Annotated in this window: 18 protein-coding genes and 1 pseudogene; 11 read left to right on the top strand and 8 right to left on the bottom strand. The window is 69.0% G+C overall.

Features of this window, described 5'->3' with window-relative positions; genetic code table 11:
• The first annotated feature begins 73 nt into the window (after nt 1-73).
• Nucleotides 74-895: a siderophore-interacting protein gene (locus ACFWO8_RS07805; RefSeq protein WP_378945422.1), complete on the top strand. Its 822-nt coding sequence runs from the start codon at nt 74-76 to the stop codon at nt 893-895.
• Nucleotides 896-921: 26 nt separating this feature from the next.
• Here the strand turns inward: ACFWO8_RS07805 and ACFWO8_RS07810 are convergent, their stop codons facing one another.
• From ACFWO8_RS07810 to ACFWO8_RS07820, 3 genes are all read right to left on the bottom strand, one after another.
• On the bottom strand, nt 922-2,169 hold the full coding sequence (locus ACFWO8_RS07810; protein ID WP_378945425.1) for an RNA polymerase sigma factor: 1,248 nt from the start codon (nt 2,167-2,169) through the stop codon (nt 922-924).
• Complete coding sequence (locus ACFWO8_RS07815; RefSeq protein ID WP_378945428.1) at nt 2,166-2,519, bottom strand: YciI family protein; 354 nt, start codon at nt 2,517-2,519, stop codon at nt 2,166-2,168. Before ACFWO8_RS07815 ends, ACFWO8_RS07810 begins: the two co-directional genes overlap by 4 nt.
• Nucleotides 2,520-2,652: 133 nt before the next feature.
• The gene (locus ACFWO8_RS07820) at nt 2,653-4,317 is read right to left on the bottom strand and encodes an alkaline phosphatase D family protein (protein ID WP_378945430.1); all 1,665 of its coding nucleotides are present in this window, start codon (nt 4,315-4,317) and stop codon (nt 2,653-2,655) included.
• Between the two features lie 135 nt (nt 4,318-4,452).
• Between ACFWO8_RS07820 and ACFWO8_RS07825 the strand changes: the two genes are divergently transcribed.
• The 6 genes from ACFWO8_RS07825 to ACFWO8_RS07850 all read left to right on the top strand — a co-directional run bounded on the left by ACFWO8_RS07825 (nt 4,453) and on the right by ACFWO8_RS07850 (nt 12,003).
• A complete protein-coding gene (locus ACFWO8_RS07825) occupies nt 4,453-5,829 on the top strand; it encodes a replication-associated recombination protein A (RefSeq protein ID WP_378945433.1) in 1,377 nt (458 codons plus the stop codon).
• Nucleotides 5,830-5,916: 87 nt separating this feature from the next.
• Nucleotides 5,917-8,583, top strand: coding sequence for an alanine--tRNA ligase (gene alaS / locus ACFWO8_RS07830; protein WP_378945436.1), 2,667 nt, complete (start codon nt 5,917-5,919; stop codon nt 8,581-8,583).
• Nucleotides 8,583-9,134, top strand: a complete 552-nt coding sequence (ruvX, locus tag ACFWO8_RS07835; protein WP_378945442.1) for a Holliday junction resolvase RuvX — start codon at nt 8,583-8,585, stop codon at nt 9,132-9,134. Before alaS ends, ruvX begins: the two co-directional genes overlap by 1 nt.
• Nucleotides 9,131-10,666 (top strand): endolytic transglycosylase MltG, encoded by a 1,536-nt coding sequence (gene mltG, locus ACFWO8_RS07840; protein WP_378945445.1) that lies wholly within the window; start codon nt 9,131-9,133, stop codon nt 10,664-10,666. The genes ruvX and mltG overlap by 4 nt, the downstream gene beginning before the upstream one ends.
• Entirely contained in the window at nt 10,659-11,483 is an 825-nt protein-coding gene (locus ACFWO8_RS07845; protein WP_378945448.1) for a shikimate dehydrogenase, read from the top strand. The genes mltG and ACFWO8_RS07845 overlap by 8 nt, the downstream gene beginning before the upstream one ends.
• Nucleotides 11,484-11,559: 76 nt before the next feature.
• The gene (locus ACFWO8_RS07850; RefSeq protein WP_378945451.1) at nt 11,560-12,003 is read left to right on the top strand and encodes a B-4DMT family transporter; all 444 of its coding nucleotides are present in this window, start codon (nt 11,560-11,562) and stop codon (nt 12,001-12,003) included.
• A gap of 66 nt (nt 12,004-12,069) precedes the next feature.
• Here the strand turns inward: ACFWO8_RS07850 and aroB are convergent, their stop codons facing one another.
• From aroB to ACFWO8_RS07870, 4 genes and pseudogenes are all read right to left on the bottom strand, one after another.
• The gene (gene aroB, locus ACFWO8_RS07855; RefSeq protein ID WP_062983000.1) at nt 12,070-13,188 is read right to left on the bottom strand and encodes a 3-dehydroquinate synthase; all 1,119 of its coding nucleotides are present in this window, start codon (nt 13,186-13,188) and stop codon (nt 12,070-12,072) included.
• A gap of 626 nt (nt 13,189-13,814) precedes the next feature.
• Nucleotides 13,815-14,531, bottom strand: a pseudogene (locus tag ACFWO8_RS07860) (shikimate kinase); the annotation flags it as partial.
• 98 nt (nt 14,532-14,629) lie between these two features.
• Nucleotides 14,630-15,838 (bottom strand): chorismate synthase, encoded by a 1,209-nt coding sequence (gene aroC, locus ACFWO8_RS07865; RefSeq protein WP_378945456.1) that lies wholly within the window; start codon nt 15,836-15,838, stop codon nt 14,630-14,632.
• Between the two features lie 182 nt (nt 15,839-16,020).
• Complete coding sequence (locus ACFWO8_RS07870; RefSeq protein WP_378945461.1) at nt 16,021-16,494, bottom strand: prepilin peptidase; 474 nt, start codon at nt 16,492-16,494, stop codon at nt 16,021-16,023.
• 160 nt (nt 16,495-16,654) lie between these two features.
• Between ACFWO8_RS07870 and ACFWO8_RS07875 the strand changes: the two genes are divergently transcribed.
• The 4 genes from ACFWO8_RS07875 (at nt 16,655) to ACFWO8_RS07890 (ending at nt 19,194) form a co-directional block, all read left to right on the top strand.
• The gene (locus tag ACFWO8_RS07875) at nt 16,655-17,776 is read left to right on the top strand and encodes a M24 family metallopeptidase (RefSeq protein WP_378945465.1); all 1,122 of its coding nucleotides are present in this window, start codon (nt 16,655-16,657) and stop codon (nt 17,774-17,776) included.
• Between the two features lie 64 nt (nt 17,777-17,840).
• Nucleotides 17,841-18,404 (top strand): elongation factor P, encoded by a 564-nt coding sequence (efp, locus tag ACFWO8_RS07880; RefSeq protein ID WP_056810621.1) that lies wholly within the window; start codon nt 17,841-17,843, stop codon nt 18,402-18,404.
• A 2-nt stretch (nt 18,405-18,406) separates the two neighbouring features.
• Nucleotides 18,407-18,925: a transcription antitermination factor NusB gene (gene nusB, locus ACFWO8_RS07885; protein WP_378945470.1), complete on the top strand. Its 519-nt coding sequence runs from the start codon at nt 18,407-18,409 to the stop codon at nt 18,923-18,925.
• A gap of 2 nt (nt 18,926-18,927) precedes the next feature.
• On the top strand, nt 18,928-19,194 hold the full coding sequence (locus tag ACFWO8_RS07890; protein ID WP_378945473.1) for a YciI family protein: 267 nt from the start codon (nt 18,928-18,930) through the stop codon (nt 19,192-19,194).
• Between the two features lie 70 nt (nt 19,195-19,264).
• Here the strand turns inward: ACFWO8_RS07890 and ACFWO8_RS07895 are convergent, their stop codons facing one another.
• Nucleotides 19,265-19,951 (bottom strand): hypothetical protein, encoded by a 687-nt coding sequence (locus tag ACFWO8_RS07895; RefSeq protein ID WP_378945476.1) that lies wholly within the window; start codon nt 19,949-19,951, stop codon nt 19,265-19,267.
• Nucleotides 19,952-20,000: the final 49 nt, after the last annotated feature.

A 20,000-nucleotide genomic window follows, 5' to 3' on the forward strand; every position in this document is an offset into this window, starting at 1 on the left:
GCGCGAGCGGGCTCCCCACTTCCCGGCGCGACGCGGGTACCGTCGGCAAGCATCTGAGGAGTTGGGAGCAGCCGTGCCGATACCGGTCACCGTCACAGTCGTCCGCAAGCAGTGGTTGACCCCGCACCTGGTGCGGGTAGTCGGCACCGTTTCGGACGGATTCACACCGAACTCGTTCACCGACGCCTATGTGAAATTGATCTTTCCGGTGCCCGGCGTCGAATACCCCGAGCCGCTCGACCTCGACACGACGCGGGCGACGCTCGGCCCGGAGAGCCAGCCCGTGCTGCGCACCTACACCGTGCGGTCCTTCGACGCCGAGCTGCGCGAGATCAGCATCGACTTCGTGGTGCACGGTGACGAGGGCGTCGCCGGTCCGTGGGCGCGGTCGGTGGAGCCGGGCGAGCGGTTCTGGCTGAACGGACCCGGCGGTGCGTTCGCACCCGATCCGGCGGCCGAGTGGTACCTGCTCGCCGGCGACGAATCGGCGCTGCCCGCCATCGCGGCCGCGCTCGAAGCGTTGCCGACCGGTGCGCCCGCTCTCGTGTTCGTCGAGGTGGGCGGTACCGAGGACGAGATCCCCCTTGTCTCGCCTGCCGACCTGCGCTTGCACTGGGTGCATCGCGGTGTGTCCTCGGACGGGATCACCGACGACCTCGCCGGGGCACACTCGCCGCTGGTGGCCGCGGTGCGCGCGGCCGAATGGCTGCCGGGACAGGTTCAAGCGTTCGTGCACGGCGAGGCCGAGTCCGTGATGCGTCACCTGCGCCCTTACCTGCGCAAGGAACGTGGCGTCGCGCCGAAATGGGCCTCGATCTCGGGATACTGGCGGCGCGGCCGCACCGAGGAGGGCTTCCGCGAATGGAAGCGGGAGCTGGCCGCCGAAAGCGCCTGATCCCGATCACGGAGTGCGCCAAGTGATCAGCGGGTCAGCGCGGCGAGTTTGCCTCGCAGATGGGCACGTTCGACCGCGTTGTCGGTGAGCAGCAGCGCCGACTCGTAGGCGACGATCGCTTCGTCGGTGCGTCCGAGCTCGGTGAGGAAGGCGGCGCGGGCGGCGTCGAGATAGCCGTAGGTCGCCAGCGCCGGTTCCGCGCCGAGCGGTTCGAGCAGTGCCAGCGCCTGTGCCGGATCGCCGGCCAGGCCGACCGCGATGGCGTGATTGAGCCCGGCGACCGGCGACGGCGAATCGCGCAGCAACAGCCGATAGAGGCCGATGATCTCCCGCCAGTCGGTGTCGTCCCAGGTGGGCGCCTCGTCGTGGACAGCGGCGATCGCGGCCTGCAAGGTATACCGGTCGGTATGTGGCAGAGCGTGTTTCACCAGCGCGATGCCCTCGGCGATGGCCGCTCGGTCCCAGCGGTCCCGGTTCTGGTGTTCGAGCGTGCACAAATTGCCCTCGTCGTCGACGCGCGCTGCTCGGCGGGCGTCGGTGAGCAGGATCAGCGCCAGCAGCCCGGTCACCGAGGGATCGTCGGGGACGAGCGCGTGCATCATCCTGGCCAGCTGCAGCGACCGGTCGACGAGATCGGCACGGACCAGGACCTCGCCCGCGGGCGAGGTGTGGCCGGTGGTGAACAGCAGATGGATCACCGCGCAGATGGAATCGAGCCGCTGCGGCAGCTCCCGTACCGAGGGCACCCGGTACGGGATGGCAGCGACCGCGATCTTCTTCTTGGCACGGGTGATGCGCGCGGCCATGGTCGCCTCGCTCACCAGGAACGCGCGAGCCACCTCGGCGGTGGTGACACCGCAGACCAGCCGCAGTGTCAGTGCGACCTGCGCCTGGGGTGCGAGGGCCGGGTGGCAGCAGGTGCTGATCAGTCGTAGCCGGTCGTCGGGGATCGCCGGGTCGTCCAGGTCGGCCAGCGCCAGGTCGGCGGTGTCGGCGATGGGTTCGTCGATGACGAGCCGGGGCAGCGTGCGGCGGAAGGTGCCCTCGCGACGCAGCAGGTCGAGGCCGCGGCGCCGCGCGACCGTCGTCAGCCAGGCGCCGGGTTTGGCCGGGATACCGTCGCTCGCCCAGGCGGTCAGCGCCGTGGCGTAGGCGTCCTGCACGCATTCCTCGGCGAGGTCGAAATCGCGGACCAGCCGCACCGTCGCGGCGAGCACGAAAGCCCATTCACGACGGTGCGCCTGCTCGACGGCCACGGCCGCCGCCGTGGTCACGACCGCGGGTAGACCTGGATCGGGCGCACTTCGACGCCACCGGTGGGGGCAGGCACCTGTGCGGCGATCGCGATCGCGGCGTCCAGGTCCGGCGCCTCGAGCAGGTAGTAGCCGCCGAGTGCTTCCTTCGCCTCGGCGAACGGCCCGTCGGTGATGACGACCTCGCCGCCCGCATCGCGGCGGATCGTGGTGGCGGTCGCGGTGGGCTGCAACGCTTGCCCGCCCAGGTTGGCGTCACCGGCGATCTGCTGGAAAGTGCGATGTGCGGCGAGCATGTCATCGAGCTCGGCGGGGGAGTACGCGGCGTAGGTGGATTCGTCGCCGTAGATCAAGACCAAGTACTGGCTCATGATGTGCTCCTTCGGTGTGTGGCTGCCCGCTCGTCGGGTGGCCGTACTCACCCGACGAGCGAGGGTGGGCGCAATCGACAACCCTGTCCGAAGAATTCTGCGCCGATTTCCGCGGCGCCGCGGCGAACCGCGGTCAGAGCACCGGAGTCGGCCGCGGTTCGACCCGTCCGCCCGCCGCGACGGCGAACGACGCGCCGTGCCGCACGCCGGTGGCGGGATCGGTGACGTCGGCGACGTAGAACCAGTCCATCTGCGTCTGCGTCGCGGTTACTTCGAGGACACCGAAGCCGTGTGAGTCGAGTTCGGTGTAGCGCAGGTGGTGGTTGGCCGCCTTGATGGCCTCCTCCGCCGGTACCGACGCGGTGCGGGCGGGCATCTTCAGCAGGTCGCCGACGCTGGAGGAGGTGACCGACGGGATGACGAACTCCGCGCCGACCGTCGGCCCGCCCGGGTAGTTCGCGGCGTTCACCGGCAGGTCGGCGGCCCAGGAGGTGTGGATGTCGCCGGTGAGGAACACGACCTCGCCCACCTCGTTGTCGGTGATCGTCCGGAACAGGGTGTCGCGGTCGGCGGTGTAGCCGTCCCACTGGTCACCGTTGACGGTGATGCCGCCCTGCGGAATACCGAGCGCCTCGGTGATCGCCTGGGTCGTGGCCGCGTCCAGCGGCGGGAACACCAGCGGCGCGACCATCACCGAGTTGCCGATCAGCTTCCAGCGGGTGGGGGAGGAGGTGAGTCCGGCGGTGAGCCAATCCATCTGGGCGCGGCCGGTGATCGTGCGGGACGGGTCGTCGGCGTGGCGCCAGCCCGCGCCCGGCCCTGCCTCCTCGTCGCGGTAGCTGCGCAGATCCAGCATCGACAGTTCCGCGAGCGTGCCGAAACGCAAGCGGCGGTAGATCTGCACCTGACCGTCGGACCGGGTCGCGCGCACCGGCATCCACTCCAGGTAGGCGCGGGCCGACGCGGCCTTGCGGTCGACCCAGGGGCCTTCGGTGGCCGGGTCGTGGTTCTCCGCGCCCTCGCGCCAGGAGTTGTCGGCCGACTCGTGGTCGTCCCAGGTGCAGATGAACGGCACCGCCGCGTGCAGGGCCATCAGGTCGGGATCGGTCTTGTACTGGCCGTGGCGGGTGCGGTAGTCGGTGAGGGTGACGATCTCGTTCGCCGGTTCATGTGCGCGGACCGCGCCGTTGCGGCCGGTGTACTTCCCGCGGCCGTACTCGTAGATGTAGTCGCCGAGGTGCACGATCGCGTCGAGATCGGTGCGCGCGGCCAGGTGCCGATAGGCGCCGAACCAGCCAGCTTCCCAGTTGGCGCAGGAGACCAGGCCGAAGCGAAGGCGGTCGACCTCGCTGTCCGGTGCGGGCGCGGTCCTCGTACGGCCGACGGGGGAGGTCTCGCCGAGTGCGGTGAAGCGGTAGAAGTAGTCCTGACCGGGGGTGAGGCCGGTTGCGTCGACCTTGACGGTGTAGTCGGTATCGGTCGTGGTCGTGACGGTGCCGGACGCGGCGAGCGCGCCGAAACCGGCGTCGGTGCCGATTTCCCAGCGCACCGCCGTCGCATCGCCGATGCCGGAACCGGGCGTGGCGTCCTCGGTGACGGTCACCCTGGTCCACAAGATGACCGCGCCCGGCAGCGGATCCCCGGACGCCACACCGTGCCGGAAGACGGCTCCCGCGGCCTGCGCGGGCGCGGCGGTGCCCAACACCGCGACCGCCGCTACCGCCGTGGAACCGGCGAACAGGGTGCGGCGGGCGAACTCGACCGGCTGAGACGGTACGGCGCTGTTGTTTTCGACCACGATCAGCGATCACAGCCCACGAATCGCTCCCGCGCAAGTCCACGCTCGGATTATTGGTCAACTGTCCATCTCGGTGGAAGGCGCTGATGGATGTCAGGGGCCCGAGCGGGCGTCTGTTGGTGATCTTCGCAGAACATGTCCGAGCGCCTCGGTACCCTGCACAACGTGACCGACAGCCTTTTCGACGTGCCCGGCGAACACCCGTCCGCCGAACCCGGCGCCGATGCGGTGTTCCGTCGCGACTCGGGCGCGCCGCTCGCCGTGCGCATGCGCCCCGCGAACTTGGACGAGGTGATCGGTCAGGCGCATCTGCTCGGTCCCGGCTCCCCGCTGCGCAGGCTCGTCGAAGGCTCGGGTGCGGCATCGGTACTGCTCTATGGCCCGCCCGGGACCGGCAAGACCACGCTGGCCTCGCTGCTCTCACAGGCAACCGGTCGGCGGTTCGAAGCGTTGTCGGCGCTCTCGGCCGGCGTCAAGGAAGTGCGGGCGGTCATCGACCTCGCCCGGCGCCGCCTCGCCGCGGGCGAGCAGACCGTGCTGTTCATCGACGAGATCCACCGCTTCTCCAAGACCCAGCAGGACGCGCTGCTTGCGGCCGTCGAGAACCGCGTAGTGCTGCTGGTCGGCGCGACCACCGAGAACCCCTCGTTCTCCGTCGTCTCCCCGCTGCTGTCACGCTCACTCGTCCTGCAACTGCAACCGCTCACCCCCGACGACATCCGCGCCGTCCTCGCCCGCGCGACCAGCGACCCGCGCGGGCTCGCCGATGCCTACACCGTCAGCGACGAGGCGATCGAGCACATCGTCCGGATCGCGGGTGGCGACGCGCGCCGCGCGCTCACCGCCTTGGAGGCCTCGGCGGAGTCCGCGACCGACGGCGCCGTCGACCTGGAAACGGTCGAGGCGACCGTCGACAAGGCCGCTGTCCGCTACGACCGCGCGGGCGACCAGCACTACGACGTGATCAGTGCCTTCATCAAGTCCATTCGTGGCTCCGATGTCGACGCGGCCGTGCACTACCTGGCCCGTATGCTCGCCGCGGGCGAAGATCCCCGCTTCATCGCGCGCCGCCTGATGATCCACGCCAGCGAAGACATCGGTATGGCCGATCCGATGGCGCTACAGACCGCCACCGCCGCCGCGCAGGTCGTTCAACAGGTCGGCCTGCCCGAATGCAAACTCGCCCTGGCGCAGGCCACCATCCACCTCGCTACCGCCCCCAAATCCGGCGCGGTGACCACCGCCATCGGCACGGCCATGGCCGATGTCTCGCGTGGCAAGGCCGGTGCCGTCCCGCCCTACCTGCGCGACGGCCACTACGCGGGCGCCGCCCTGCTCGGCAATGCCCAGGGCTACAAGTTCCCGCACAAGTACCGCGAGGGCGTCGTCACCCAGCAGTACCCGCCCGACGAACTGGTCGGCACCGACTACTACCTGCCCACCGATCACGGCAACGAACGCACGATCGCCCCGCGCCTGGAGAAGTTGCGCCGGATCATCCGCGGAAAGTAGCTGTACGGAGAGCTCGCGGTTCGCCGTGGCGTGGACCACCCCGGTCGATGAAAAACCACGTGCGCCACACCGGTAGGCTGGGTATTTGTGCAGACCCACGAGATTCGCCGACGCTTCCTGGACCATTTCGTCCGCGCCGGACACACCGAGGTGCCCAGTGCCTCGCTGATCCTGGCCGACCCGAACCTGCTGTTCGTCAATGCGGGCATGGTCCAGTTCAAGCCGTATTTCCTGGGACAGGAAGCGCCGCCGTACTCGCGCGCGACCAGCGTGCAGAAGTGCGTGCGCACCGGCGACATCGACGAGGTCGGCGTGACCACCCGCCACAACACCTTCTTCCAGATGGCGGGCAACTTCTCCTTCGGCGACTACTTCAAGGAAGGCGTCATCACCCTGGCCTGGGAGCTGATCTCGAAGCCCCAGGAGGAGGGCGGCTTCGGTTTCGACCCTGAGCGCATCTGGGTCACCGCCTACGAATCCGACCCGGAGGCCGCCGAGATCTGGCACCGGGTCGCCGGGATTCCCGAGGAGCGCATCCAGTTCCGCGACGGCAAGGACAACTACTGGGACATGGGCGTGCCCGGTCCCGGCGGTCCCTGTTCGGAGATCTACTACGATCGCGGCCCCGCCTACGGCAAGGAAGGCGGCCCGGTCGCCGACGAGGATCGCTACCTCGAGATCTGGAACCTCGTCTTCATGCAGGACATCCGCGGCGACCAGAGCCCCAAGCTGGGCTTCCCGCCGATCGGTTCGCTGCCGCGCAAGAACATCGACACCGGCATGGGCGTCGAGCGCGTTGCGATGCTTCTCCAAGGCGTCGAGAACGTCTACGAGACCGACCTGCTGCGCCCGATCATCGACAAGGCCGAGCAGCTCACCGGCCGCGCCTACGGCGTCGAGCACGCCGACGACGTGCGCTTCCGGGTAATCGCCGATCACGCCCGCAGTTCGGCCATGCTCATCGCCGACGGCGTGAATCCCGGCAACGACGGCCGCGGCTACGTGCTGCGCCGCCTGCTGCGCCGCATCGTGCGTTCGGCGCGCCTGCTCGGCGCCGAGAAGCCGGTGATGGCCGAGCTGATCAAGGTCGTCACCGACCTGATGGCGCCGTCCTACCCCGAGCTGGGCACCGACTTCTCCCGCATCGAGACCGTCGCGGTAGGCGAGGAAACGGCCTTCCTCAAGACCCTCAACACCGGCGAGACCCTCTTCGACAACGCCGCCTCCGCGGTGAAGTCCAAGGGCGGCAAGCAGATCACCGGTTCCGACGCGTTCGCCCTGCACGACACCTACGGCTTCCCGATCGACCTCACCCTCGAAATGGCCGCCGAGGCGGGCCTTTCCGTCGACGAGGACGGTTTCCGCTCGCTCATGGCCGAGCAGCGCAAGCGCGCCAAGGACGACGCCCAGGCCCGCAAGCACGCCCACGCCGACCTCACCGTCTACAAGGAACTGGTCGACCGCGGCGCCACCGAGTTCACCGGTTTCGACGAGCTGACCTCCGAGGCCACCGTGCTGGCGCTGATCGTCGACGGCGTGCGGGTCCCGGTGGCGACGGCCGGCCAGAACATCGAGGTCATCCTCGATCGCAGCCCGATGTACGCCGAGTCCGGCGGTCAGATCGCCGACCGTGGCACCATCACCGCATCGGGCATGAAACTGCAGGTCAACGACGTGCAGAAGATCGCCAAGAAGGTCTGGGTGCACAAGGCCACCGTCGAGTCGGGTCAGATCACCGAGCGCGATGTCGTTCTCGCGCAAGCGGATCCGGCCTGGCGCCGCGGCGCCACCCAGGGGCACTCCGGCACGCACATGGTGCACGCCGCGCTGCGTCAGATCCTCGGCCCCAACGCCGTGCAGGCGGGTTCGCTGAACAAGCCCGGCTACCTGCGGTTCGACTTCAACTGGCAGGGCGCGCTGTCGGAGCAGCAGAAGGCCGATATCGAGGCCGTCTCCAATGACGCTGTCGGCGCGGACTTCCCGGTGAACACCTTCGTCACCGATCTGCCCAAGGCCAAGGAAATGGGCGCGATGGCGCTGTTCGGCGAGAACTACGGCGACGAGGTGCGCGTCGTGGAGATCGGCGGCCCGTTCTCGATGGAGCTGTGCGGCGGCACCCACGTGGAGCACTCCTCGCAGATCGGCCCGATCACCCTGCTGGGTGAGGCCTCGGTCGGTTCCGGTGTGCGTCGCGTCGAGGCCTTCGTCGGCCTCGACTCCTACAAGTACCTGGCCAAGGAGCGTGCGCTGCTGGCCGGTGTGGCGTCCTCGTTGAAGGTGCCGTCGGACGAGGTGCCCGGTCGGGTGGAGCAGCTCGTGGAGCGGCTCAAGGTGGCCGAGAAGGAACTCGAGCGCACCAAGATCGCCGCGGTGCTGTCCTCGGCGGGCACGTTCGCCGAGCAGGCCGAGCGGCTCGGTGCGGTGCGTCTGGTGGCCGCCGCGGCGCCCGAGGGCGTGTCGGCGGGCGACCTGCGGACTCTGGCCACCGATATCCGTGGCCGTCTCGGCAGCGAGCCCGCTGTCGTCGTGCTGCTCGGCAATGTCGAGGGCAAGGCGCCGTTCGTGGTGACGGTGAACAAGGCGGCCCAGGATCTGGGCTTCAAGTCCGGCGATCTGGTCGCGGCCTTCGGACCGAGTATCGCCGGGCGTGGTGGCGGCAAGCCGGAGATGGCGCAGGGCGCGGGCTCGGATCCGTCGGGTATCCCGGCCGGTTTGACCGCGGTCCGTGCCCGGGTGGCTGAACTCGCCGGCTGATGACCACCCCTGGTTCGTCCAGCGAGGAATCCGCCGATCGCCCTGACCCGGCCACTGACCCGGGTCGGGGCCGCCGGATCGCCATCGACGTCGGTAGCGTGCGCATCGGAGTCGCCTCGAGCGACCCCGATGGCATTCTCGCCACCCCCGTCGAGACCGTCGCGCGCGCCAAGTCCGGTGGGCGCGCGGGCGGTCCACCCGCCGACATCGCAAGAATTGCCGACATTGTGCGGGAATACGAAGCGGTCGAGGTTATCATCGGCCTGCCACGCACCCTGCGCGGCGAAAATGGCACCGCGGCCGCCATCGCGCGCAAGTTTGCCAAGCAGTTGCACCGGGTGATCGACCCGATTCCGATACGCCTTTCCGACGAACGTTTGACTACGGTGTCTGCTGCACGTGCGCTGCGCGACAGTGGAGTTCGCGCACGTGGCCAGCGGCAGATGATCGACCAGGCGGCAGCCGTGTCGATTCTGCAAGGATGGTTGGACGAGCGGAGTTCGGTGTTGAAGGACGCAGCAGATACGGCGAGGGTCGGAGACGATGCATGACCGACCGATGGACCAGGGCCGAGGAACGCTACCGGGCACGGGAAGCTGATCGGCGCTACCCCCGCCGCGATGATTGGGGCCTGGACGCGCGCGAGGTACGCGATGACGAGCCGCAGCACGCCGGGCCCGCCGGGTGGGACGACGAAGACGGCACCGACGTCATCCCGCGCTACGACGACGAGATCTACGACGAGCCAGACCCCGAGCCCGCGCCCGAACCCGAACCGGCGCCCCCACCGCGCCGAGTCGGGCAGCGCGCGGCGCAGTCCGGCCGCGCGTCAGCGTCCGAACGTGGCCGTGCGGCAGGGTCCGGCCGTGGCCGCGCTCGCCCGTCGGGACGCGGCAAGCGATCGCGGATCGCCTCACGCAAGGCGGCCGAGCGTAAACGGCGCCGCCGCAATATGTGGGCCGTCGCCGCGGTGTTCGTGGTGCTGTTCGTCTCCGCCGCGGGTTTCGCCGGATACAAACTGATGGGCAGCCTCACCCCGGCCGAAGATTTCGCGGGACCGCCCGGTGCCCCCGTGGTGGTCCAGGTGCACTCCGGTGATACCGCGACGCAGATCGCCGAGACGATGCACGAGAAGGGCGTGGTCGCCAGCTCCGCGGCCTTCTACGAAGCGGCCGTGCGGAATTCGGGCATGAACAGCGTCCAGCCCGGTTTCTACGCGGTCGGTGCGAAGAGTCCGGCCGTCGACGCTGTCACCGCGTTGGTCGGCGGGAAGGCGCGGGTCGGCAATGTGACCATCTCCGAGGGTCGGCTGCTGCACGACAAGCACGACGCGTCCACCGGCGGTCGATACGACGGCATCTACCGCAAGATCGCCGACGCCAGCTGCGTCGGCCCCGAGCGCAAATGCGTGACCTACGAACAGCTCGACGCCGCGGGCGCGAGTATGGACTTGACCGCACTCGGCGTGCCCGCATGGGCGGTGCAGGCGGTCAAGGAATGCCCCGACCGAGCACGGCAGCTGGAAGGCCTCATCGCCGCCGGGAATTGGGATTTCGATCCGAGCGGGACGCCGGAACAGATCCTGCGGCAGCTGGTGACCGCGAGCGTGCAGGCCTATGAAGCCACCGGCCTGCTCCAGTCGGGCGCCGACACGAAGCTGTCGCCGTATGAGACGCTCGTCGCCGCCTCGCTGGTCGAACGTGAGGCGAAACCCCAGGATATGGGCAAGGTGGCACGGGTGATCGTGAACCGGCTGCGGGTCGGCCAGATGCTGCAGTTCGACTCCACGGTGAACTACGGGCTCGACACCACCGAAGTGGCGACCACCGATACCGACCGGGCCACGGAAACTCCCTGGAACACCTACGCGATGGAGGGCCTGCCCAAAACTCCGATCGCCGCTCCGTCGGTGGGCGCGTTGCGCGCTATGGAGAATCCGGAGCCGGGGGCGTGGTTGTACTTCGTCACCGTCGACAAACAGGGCACGACGAAGTTCACCGATTCCTACTCGGAGCATCTGCGGCTGGTCACGCAGGCACAGCGCAGCGGCATCCTCGACAGCTCGCGGCCCTACGGTGGCTGAGGTTCGCAAGGCGGCGGTGCTCGGCAAGCCGATCGAGCACTCGCGTTCGCCACAGCTGCACCTGGCGGCCTATCGGGCGCTCGGATTGCCCTGGAGCTATGAACGCGTCGAATGCTCGGCCGAGCAGTTGCCCGGCCTCGTCGACGGGCTCGGGCCGGAATGGGTCGGGTTGTCGGTGACCATGCCGGGCAAGGAAGCGGCGCTGGCGGTGGCCGTCGAGCGCACCGAACGCGCGGTCCTGGTCGGCTCGGCCAACACCCTCGTGCGCACCGATGGTGGGTGGCGGGCGGACTGCACCGATGTCGACGGCGTCCTCGGTGCGCTGCGCGGTGGTGGTGTCTCCTCGCTCGACGAGGCCGTCGTGCTCGGGGCCGGTGGAACTGCCAGGCCCGCGCTGCTGGCGCTGTCGGAACTCGGGGCGAAGACGGTCACGGTGATCGCCCGCGATGCCGGGCGGGCGCGTAGCGCGCTGGAATTGGCCGATCGGCTCGGTATGCGCGCCACGGTCGTGCCGCTCGACGCGGAGCAGGTGCGCGCGGCGTGCGCGTCGGCCGGTGCGGTCGTCAGTACGGTGCCCGCCGAGGCGGCCGCGGTGATCGCCTCGGCGGTAGCGGCGGCACCGGTCGTGCTCGACGCGATCTACAACCCGTGGCCGACCCCGCTGGCAACGGCTGTCGAGGCCGCCGGGCACACGGTGGTCAGCGGGCTGCAGATGTTGCTGAACCAGGCATATGGGCAGGTCGAGCTGTTCACCGGACAACCGGCGCCGCGCGCCGCGATGGCGGCCGCGCTGGCGGAAACTTCGCCGCGACCGTGATCGCGCGGTTCGCCGATGCGGACCCGATCCGCAGAATTGATACCGGTTCTAGTTTTCTACCGCTAAGGTATTGCCCATGACCGCTTGGGTGTTACGAGCCACCGTCCTCGCCGCGCTGGTCGTCGCCCTCCGCGTCTCGCTGGGCTTCGCCATGGCCTTCTGGCCCACCTACGGCACCTTCTGGCGCGCAGCGTGCCTCCTCGCGATCGTCGCGGTGGTAGTCGCCTGGGGCGTACGGGACGGCCGCACGGGTGCCGACGGCCTGACCGTCCGCTGGTTGGCCGCCGGCTTCGGCGCGGGCCTGGCCAGCTCGGCAGTGTGCTGGATCCTCGATCAGGTGCCCGGAATCGAACTCGGCGAGGTCGGGATCCTCTACGAAATGACCTCCGCGGCGTCGTTCATCCTGCTGCTGGTGTTCCTGCCCTCGATGGCCGGTGTTGCCTACGGCCACACTCGGTCTCGGCGTTCGAACGAATCCGCTACTCCCGCAACGGAACCAGAACTGGCCATCGCGAGCTGAGTGGGCAGTACCCGGACGGTCACTCCCCGGCCCATGCCGGGGAGTGACCGTCCGGTGGTACGGAAGTCAGAGCATTATCGGCGACGTGCCCGGTGTGGTGTCGCGGGCGATGGCCGAGTAGGCGGCGGCCAGCAGAGACGGGTCGGGGCCTTCGAGGCGGCCGGGCTTGGCCAGACCGTCCAGGACCACGAAACGCAGGACGCCGGAACGGGTCTTCTTGTCGGTCTGCATGGCGTCCATCAGGTGCGGGAGGGCGTCGCCGTCGTAGGTGACCGGCAGGCCGACGCTCTCCAGGATGGTGCGATGCCGATCGGCCGTGGCGTCGTCGAGACGCCCGGCCAGACGGCCGAGTTCGGCGGCGAAGACCAGGCCGACCGAGACCGCGGCGCCGTGACGCCAGCGGTAGCGCTCGCGGCGCTCCACGGCATGGCCGAGGGTGTGGCCGTAGTTCAGGATCTCGCGCAGGCTCGATTCCTTGAGATCGGCGGCGACCACATCGGCCTTGACCTGGATGGCGCGGCGGATCAGTTCGGGCAGCACGTCGCCGGTGGGGTCGAGGGCGGCCTCGGGGTCGGCTTCGATGAGGTCGAGGATTACCGGGTCGGCGATGAAACCGGCCTTGATGATCTCGGCCATGCCGGCCACGATCTCGTTGCGCGGCACCGTTTCCAGGGTCACGAGGTCGACCAGCACGGCGCTGGGTTCGTGGAAGCTACCGACGAGGTTCTTGCCCGCTTCGGTATTGATGCCGGTCTTGCCGCCGACCGCCGCGTCGACCATCGCCAGCAGCGTGGTCGGCACGTGTACGATGCGCACCCCGCGCATCCAGGTGGCGGCGACGAAGCCGGCCAGGTCGGTGGCGGCGCCACCGCCGAGACTCACGATGGCGTCGTTGCGGGTCAGCCCGATCCGGCCGAGCACCTCCCAGCAGAACCCGGCCACGGCCAGTTCCTTGCCGTCCTCGGCGTCGGGAATCTCGATGCGGTGCGCGTCGATCCCGGTGTCGGCCAGTGCTTTACGCACCGCCTCGGCGGTTTCGGCGAGCGGCGGCTGATGGAAGATCGCCACGGTCCGCACGGCATTGCCCGCGTTGACCGCTTCGACGAGATCGCCGAGCAGCCCGCGGCCGATGATCACCGGGTACGGGTCGGCGGTGCGAACCTCAATGATGGACGGTTCTGTCACGTGCGCTGCTCCGATTCTTTCTGGTCATTGTTATTACGTCGCCCGCTGCGTCGCCGCGGTTGCCCGCGTCGCCTGCGTTCGTTGGTACTCGTCCCGCGTTCCGCGTCACCGGGTGGCCCGGCCCGCTGAACCTGTTGCGACGTCGCCGAGCCCGAGGGTTCCGCGGACTCGCCACTACGGTGACCCGCCCGTCCCGGGGCACCGGCCTCGCGGCTGGATGCCCGCCTGCCTCGGCCGACGCTGCGACTGCTCGCCTGGGCGCCCGAGACCGCGTTGCGCCCGCCGACCCGGCTACCAGCGGCATTGCGGTTGCCCGCCCGACCACCGGCGGCGTCGCGGTTGCCCGACGGGTTCTCGGCGTTGCCCGCACGGCCTGCCGTCCGTGAGTCCGCGCGGCCTTCCTGGTTCGCGGGCGTGGCACTCGACGAGCTGTCCGAATCTCGGGTGGTAGCACTGGTCGCCGACCGGATGCGTGCGCCTCCTCGGCGCGACCTGGTACGCCGCGACCGTCGACTGCCTGCCGTGCGTGACTCGCTCTGTGCTGTACCACCGGTGCGAGCGGCACCGGTTGTTTCGTCGACCGCGGCACCGTCGGCTGCGGATTGTGTTGCCGCCGAACGATTCCGGTCGTCGACGCTGCCGCGACGCTCGGTTGCCACCACGCCCGTCTGCTCGCTGCCGCCTCTGCGCGCGGCGGCGGCACGTGCCCTGGCCCGCCGCCGGTTCTTGGACCGGTTGCTCCCGGTGCCGGGCCTGCTGGTGACCGAACCCGAAGCCGCGGTGACATTTCCGGTGGTCGAGCGCGTGGCGTCGAGGTCGGTGCGTACCGATTCCAGGCCCAGCTTGGCCAGGATCATCCGCACCACCCGACCCGGACTCCGTCCGTCGGTGCGCACGCGCACGGTGGCGATCTCGCGGTAGAGCGGGCGACGCTCACGCATCAGATCCCGGTACTTGGCGGCCGGGTCGACACCGTTGAGCAGCGGGCGGGTATTGCTCGCGCCGGTGCGCCGAACCCCTTCGGACACACTGATTTCCAGGTAGACGACCGTCGCGTCACGCAGCAGATCCCTGGTCCGCGCGGACAGCACCGATCCACCACCGAGGGAGACCACACCGGCGTGGGAGAGCACGGCGCGGCGCACCACCTCTTCTTCGATCCGGCGGAACTCCGCCTCACCGTCGGTGGCGAAGATATCGGGAATGGTGCGCCCGGTATCGGCCTCGATCCCCGCGTCGGTGTCGTAGAGCACCACCCCGAGTTCCCTGGCCAGCTTGCGCCCGATCGTCGACTTCCCCGAGCCGGGCAGCCCGACCAGCACCACCCGCGCCAGCGGTGCGATCCGGTCGTCGGCGCCGGTGTCAGGAGCACCGGGCTCGACGGTCGCCGGTGAGGGGTCCGCGTCGCTCTCCGGCGCGGTCCCCTCCTGCCCCTGCTCGGTCACGGGATACGGCTGTCCGCGGGCACGTGTGGGCGGCTGCCGATCCGCTTGACGTAACTGGTGATGTTGTCGACGGTCTCGGCCAGCGAGTCACCACCGAACTTCTCCAGCGCGGCCTGCGCCAGCACCAGTGCCACCATCGATTCCGCGACAACGGCCGCCGCGGGCACCGCGCACACGTCGGAGCGCTGGTGGATGGCCACGGCCTGTTCGCCGCTGGACATGTCGACCGTCGACAGCGCGCGCGGCACGGTCGAGATCGGCTTCATCGCGGCACGCACCCGCAGTGCTTCGCCGTTGGTCATGCCGCCTTCGAGTCCGCCTGCGCGGTTGGTCGAGCGCAGCACGCCGTCGGGACCGGGACGCATCTCGTCGTGGGCCAGGCTGCCGCGTCGGCGCGCGGTCTCGAACCCGTCGCCCACCTCGACACCCTTGATCGCCTGGATGCCCATGAGGGCGGCGGCCAGGCGCGAATCGAGGCGTTGCTCGCCGCTGACGAACGAGCCGAGCCCGATGGGCAGCCCGTCCACGATCACCTCGACGACACCGCCGAGGGTGTCGCCGTCCTTCTTCGCCGCTTCGATCTCGGCGATCATGGCCGCCTCGGCCTCGGCGTCGAACGCGCGCACCGGGCTGGCATCGATCGCGTCGAGATCGGCCGGACCCGGTGTGACACCGGTGGTGTTGGCCGCGGTGCCGATCGACACCACATGCGAGATGACCTCGACGCCGAAGGCCTGACGCAGGAAGTTGCGCGCGAAGGTTCCGGCGGCGACGCGGGCCGCGGTCTCCCGGGCGCTGGCCCGCTCGAGCACCGGGCGGGCGTCGTCGAAGCCGTACTTGAGCATCCCGGAGTAATCGGCGTGCCCGGGGCGCGGGCGGGTCAGCGGCGCGTTGCGCGCCATTCCCGCGAGCTCGGCTTCGTCGATCGGATCGGCCGACATCACTTCGGTCCACTTGGGCCACTCGGAGTTGGCGATCTCGATCGCGACCGGACCACCCATGGTGCGGCCGTGGCGCACGCCACCGACCAGGGTGACCTTGTCGGCCTCGAACTTCATCCGGGCGCCGCGCCCGTAACCGAGCCGGCGGCGGGCGAGCTGTGCGGAGACATCGTCCGATGTCACCTCGACTCCGGCGACCATCCCTTCCAGGAGGGCGACGAGAGCGGGACCATGGGATTCTCCGGCAGTTATCCAGCGCAACACGCCGACCATCTTCCCATGTCGACACGTGTAGTCGGGAATGCGGGCCGACGTGATGAGCGGCACGTGGCCGCCGCACCGGGCCGCGCGGTGGCGACCACCGCCCTGATCCAGCCGAACCGGCCTGCTCCGGGCCGGCGACAAAACCCCGTCACCGGGATCATCTCGGCGCGTCGCACCGCCTGTCATGCCAGCGCCATCGCGGTCACCGTGGCCAGGCACATGGCCGGCCCATGCGGAACCAACCGTCGAGACGGTGCCGCCCGCACCCGGCGTGAACCATGTCCGAGCACCAGCCGCAGTCGATCACCGCCGAGCAGCACCACCGCTGCCGCGGCAGTCAGCAGCGGAGCGGCCACCGCGGCCCACACCCAGGCAGGTGGCCCGGCGATCGCCGCGGCGGCCCCGAGCGCCACCGCGAGCTTCACATCACCGGCCCCGAGTGCGGCAGGGGAGAGTAGGTGGGCAACCAGATACGGCATCGTCAACAGCGCGGCACCTATCACCGCGGTCCCCAATTCCCCGGTCGACAGGGCGAACAGGAACACCGCGGCCGCACCGACGCCGGTCAGCGCGTTGGGCAGACGACGGGCATGGATATCGATGACGCCGAGCAGCAGACACCAGGCGATGAGGCAACAGAACGCGGCAGTGGTCATGGGATCGATCGTGCTGCGGCGTGACCGCCGAAAGTGGGTCGTACCCGAGAATGTGGACAACTTCCGCGCATGTGAACAAAGCCGTATCCAATTGCCGGCCGACACGAAATCCCGAGCATCGCGTGCCGACGTGTCGCCCGTTGGGCGGTAGCGTTGACCCATGTGTGCTGACTACACGGCTCCCGATTACGCGGCCCGGCGCGGTGCCCTGCGGAGCCTGCTGGTGGAAAACGGTGTCGACGCGTTGCTGGTGACCGATTTGGTCAACGTCCGCTACCTGACCGGCTTCACCGGATCCAATGCCGTTGTGCTGGTGCATTCGTGGGATATGCGCGGCGCCGAGGACCGCACCATCATCGGCACCGACGGCCGGTACTCCGCTCAGGTGGGCGCTCAGGTCCCCGATCTGCAGGCCGAGATCTGCCGGGCCACCGCGCGTCGCATACTCGAGCTGGCCGGGGAATGGCAACTGGGTCGCGTCGGCTTCGAAAGCCATGTGGTGACCGTCGATCAGCACTCCGCGTTCCGGGAACTGCGCACCGGGCTGCAGCTCGTCCCCGCCGCGGGCCTGGTCGAACAGTTGCGCATGGTCAAAGATCCCTACGAGGTCGACCAGTTGAGCGCGGCGTGCGCGGCCGCCGACGCGGGTCTTGCCACCTTGCTCGAGCGCGGTCTGCTGCGTCCGGGCCGCACCGAACGTCAGGTTGCCCGCGACCTCGAATGGGCGATGTTCGAGCACGGTGCCGAGGCGATCTCCTTCGAGACGATCGTCGCGGCGGGAGCCAATTCGGCGATCCCGCATCACCGTCCGACCGGCGCGATCCTGGCCACCGGCGACTTCGTGAAGTTCGATTTCGGCGCGGTGGTCAACGGCTACCACTCCGATATGACCCGCACCCTGATGTTGGGCACCCCCGCCGACTGGCAGCGCGACATCTACGAACTGGTCGCCCGGTCACAACGCGCGGGAACCGAGGCGCTCAAACCCGGCGCGCAGACCAGCGAGGTCGACGCCGCGGCCCGGATGATCATCGAAGACGCGGGGTACGGCCCGCAGTTCGTGCACGGTCTGGGTCACGGGGTCGGGCTGCAGATCCATGAAGCACCCGGAGTGGCGAAAACGAGTACCGGTACACTTCTCGCTGGTGTGGCGGTGACCGTCGAACCTGGTGTATACCTTCCCGGCCGCGGCGGGGTCCGGATCGAGGACACGCTCGTGGTGCGCGAAGCGGGCCCGGAACTGCTCACCCGCACCAGCAAGGACTTGATCGTCGTCGACTGACGTCGGCGCGCAGAACGCAGTAACCCCCAGTACGCAGTAAAACGAACGAGGAGATCCGAGGACAGTGGCGGACACCAGCGACTTCAAGAACGGCCTTGTGCTGAAGATCGACGGTCAGCTCCAGCAGATCATCGAATTCCAGCACGTCAAGCCGGGCAAAGGCCCTGCGTTCGTGCGGACCAAGCTGAAGAACGTCGTGTCCGGCAAGGTCGTCGACAAGACCTTCAACGCGGGTGTCAAGGTCGAGACCGCGACCGTCGACCGTCGCGACATGACCTACCTGTACCACGACGGCACCGACTACATCTTCATGGACGGTGACACCTACGACCAGATCTCCATCCCGGAGGCGACCATCGGTGACGGTGCTCGCTTCCTGCTGGAGAACATGGGCGTGCAGGTCGCCGTGCACGAGGAGGCGCCGCTGTTCGTGGAGCTTCCCGTCACCATCGAGCTGGTCGTGCAGCACACCGACATCGGTCTGCAGGGCGACCGCTCCACCGGTGGCACCAAGCCCGCCACCCTGGAAACCGGCGCCGAGGTGGCCGTCCCGCTGTTCATCAACACCGGTGACAAGCTGAAAATCGACTCGCGCGACGGCAGCTACCTCGGCCGCGTCAACGGCTGATCGTGACCGACTCCCCGGCAGACAAGAAGGGCTCGTTCAAGAAGCTCGGCGCGCGTCACAAGGCGCGCCGCCGGGCCGTGGACCTGCTGTTCGAGGCGGAGGCGCGCGATGTCGACGTCTCCGTGCTGCTCTCGGATCGCGCTGAGCTCGCGACCCGCGACCAGAGCGTGGCCCCCGTGCACGCCTACACCACCACCCTCGTCGAGGGCGTCGCCGACGACCTCGACCGGGTCGACGGCACCATCGAGGGTTACCTCCAGGACTGGACCCTGCAGCGGCTGCCCGCCGTCGACCGGGCCATCCTGCGGATCGCGGTGTGGGAACTGTTCCACGCCACCGACGTGCCCCCGGTTGTCGCGGTCGACGAGGCCGTCGAGCTGGCCAAGGAACTGTCCACCGACGACTCCCCGTCGTTCGTGAACGGCGTGCTCGGCCAGGTCGTGCAGGTGGCACCCCAGGTTCGCGCCGCGGCGGCTGCCACGGCCGCCACGAAGGCCGCGCGCGGCGAGACGGAGTCCTGACCGTGGCGCGCAAGTACCTCGTGATGGCCGTGCGCACCCCGAAGTTCGATGCCTCGGTGATCGAACCGCACCGCACCTTCCTGCAGGAACTGCTCGCGCAAGGCCGACTCCAGGAAAGCGGCGGCTTCACCGACGGCACCGGTGGTGCCTACGTTGTGCTGGCCGAAAGCCATGCTGCCGCAACAGCACTGGTGCACACCGATCCGCTGCACAGCACCGGCGCATCGGAACTGACGATCCACGAATGGGAAATCACCGTCTCGGCGTGAATCCCGTTGTCACAGCCGCATGTTCACTGTGAACGTGCGGCTGTTGTCGTCTGCGGGCTCGCCTGGTCGGTCAGATCTTGTGTAGGCAGAACGAGACCGCCGGCGAGGTGTGGGTCACCGCCTTCGTCTCGCGAAACTGCTTGCGTGCTGTGTTGCAGACGTTCGGGTCAGTGGCTTCGACGCGAGTATTGACCTTGAATGCCCCTGCGCCACAGGGAATTTTGCGTATGCGGTACAGGTGGGCGTTCACGTTGCCCGGATCGTTGACACACTCACCGACTTTCGCGTTGAGGTGAGTGCACAGGTGCTTCATGGGGTTGTTGACATTCTTCCGGCGACTGCGGGAGAAATCCGTGTCACCCGTCGCGCATTTCTGCGTACTCCACGCGCTGGTGATGACCAATACCGCGTCAGAGTCGGTACATGCCCGTCGATGGAAGTCCCAGCCACCTCGCGTCGGATCGGTGTAGTACCCGCAATCGCCGGTCCGCTCCGTATCCGATCGCGGCGAGATCAGACCCCAGGCGACCAAGCCGACCGCGCTGATCGGCACGACCGCCGCCAGCGCGAGCAGAACCCACTTACGTTTGCCGCCGAACAAACGCGCATTGCGCGCCTGCTGCTCCCGATGGCCCGGCCGCTTGCGACGACCGCGGGGCGGTCGCCACTGATCGTTCGGCCCCGGCGGCGGTTGCCAGGTCTGGTGCCCCTGCGGGACGTTCGGCTGTTCCACTCTGCCAGCTTGCCACTGCCGCAATCGAACTCGTATCAAGGGGTTCCCCGGCTGCTGTTGTCGCGGCCCAGCA

Origin of the sequence: Nocardia sp. NPDC058480 (genome assembly GCF_042720495.1) — a bacterium.
Lineage (GTDB): Bacteria > Actinomycetota > Actinomycetes > Mycobacteriales > Mycobacteriaceae > Nocardia.

What these genes read in the sequence shown, in the direction of transcription:
- ACFWO8_RS07815 (WP_378945428.1), bottom strand. Translation starts at nt 2,519, where the DNA reads ATGAGCCAGTACTTGGTCTTGATCTACGGCGACGAATCCACCTACGCC.
- ruvX (WP_378945442.1), top strand. Translation starts at nt 8,583, where the DNA reads ATGACCACCCCTGGTTCGTCCAGCGAGGAATCCGCCGATCGCCCTGAC.
- mltG (WP_378945445.1), top strand. Translation starts at nt 9,131, where the DNA reads ATGACCGACCGATGGACCAGGGCCGAGGAACGCTACCGGGCACGGGAA.
- ACFWO8_RS07875 (WP_378945465.1), top strand. Translation starts at nt 16,655, where the DNA reads ATGTGTGCTGACTACACGGCTCCCGATTACGCGGCCCGGCGCGGTGCC.
- ACFWO8_RS07825 (WP_378945433.1), top strand. Translation starts at nt 4,453, where the DNA reads ATGTCCGAGCGCCTCGGTACCCTGCACAACGTGACCGACAGCCTTTTC.
- ACFWO8_RS07870 (WP_378945461.1), bottom strand. Translation starts at nt 16,494, where the DNA reads ATGACCACTGCCGCGTTCTGTTGCCTCATCGCCTGGTGTCTGCTGCTC.
- ACFWO8_RS07850 (WP_378945451.1), top strand. Translation starts at nt 11,560, where the DNA reads ATGACCGCTTGGGTGTTACGAGCCACCGTCCTCGCCGCGCTGGTCGTC.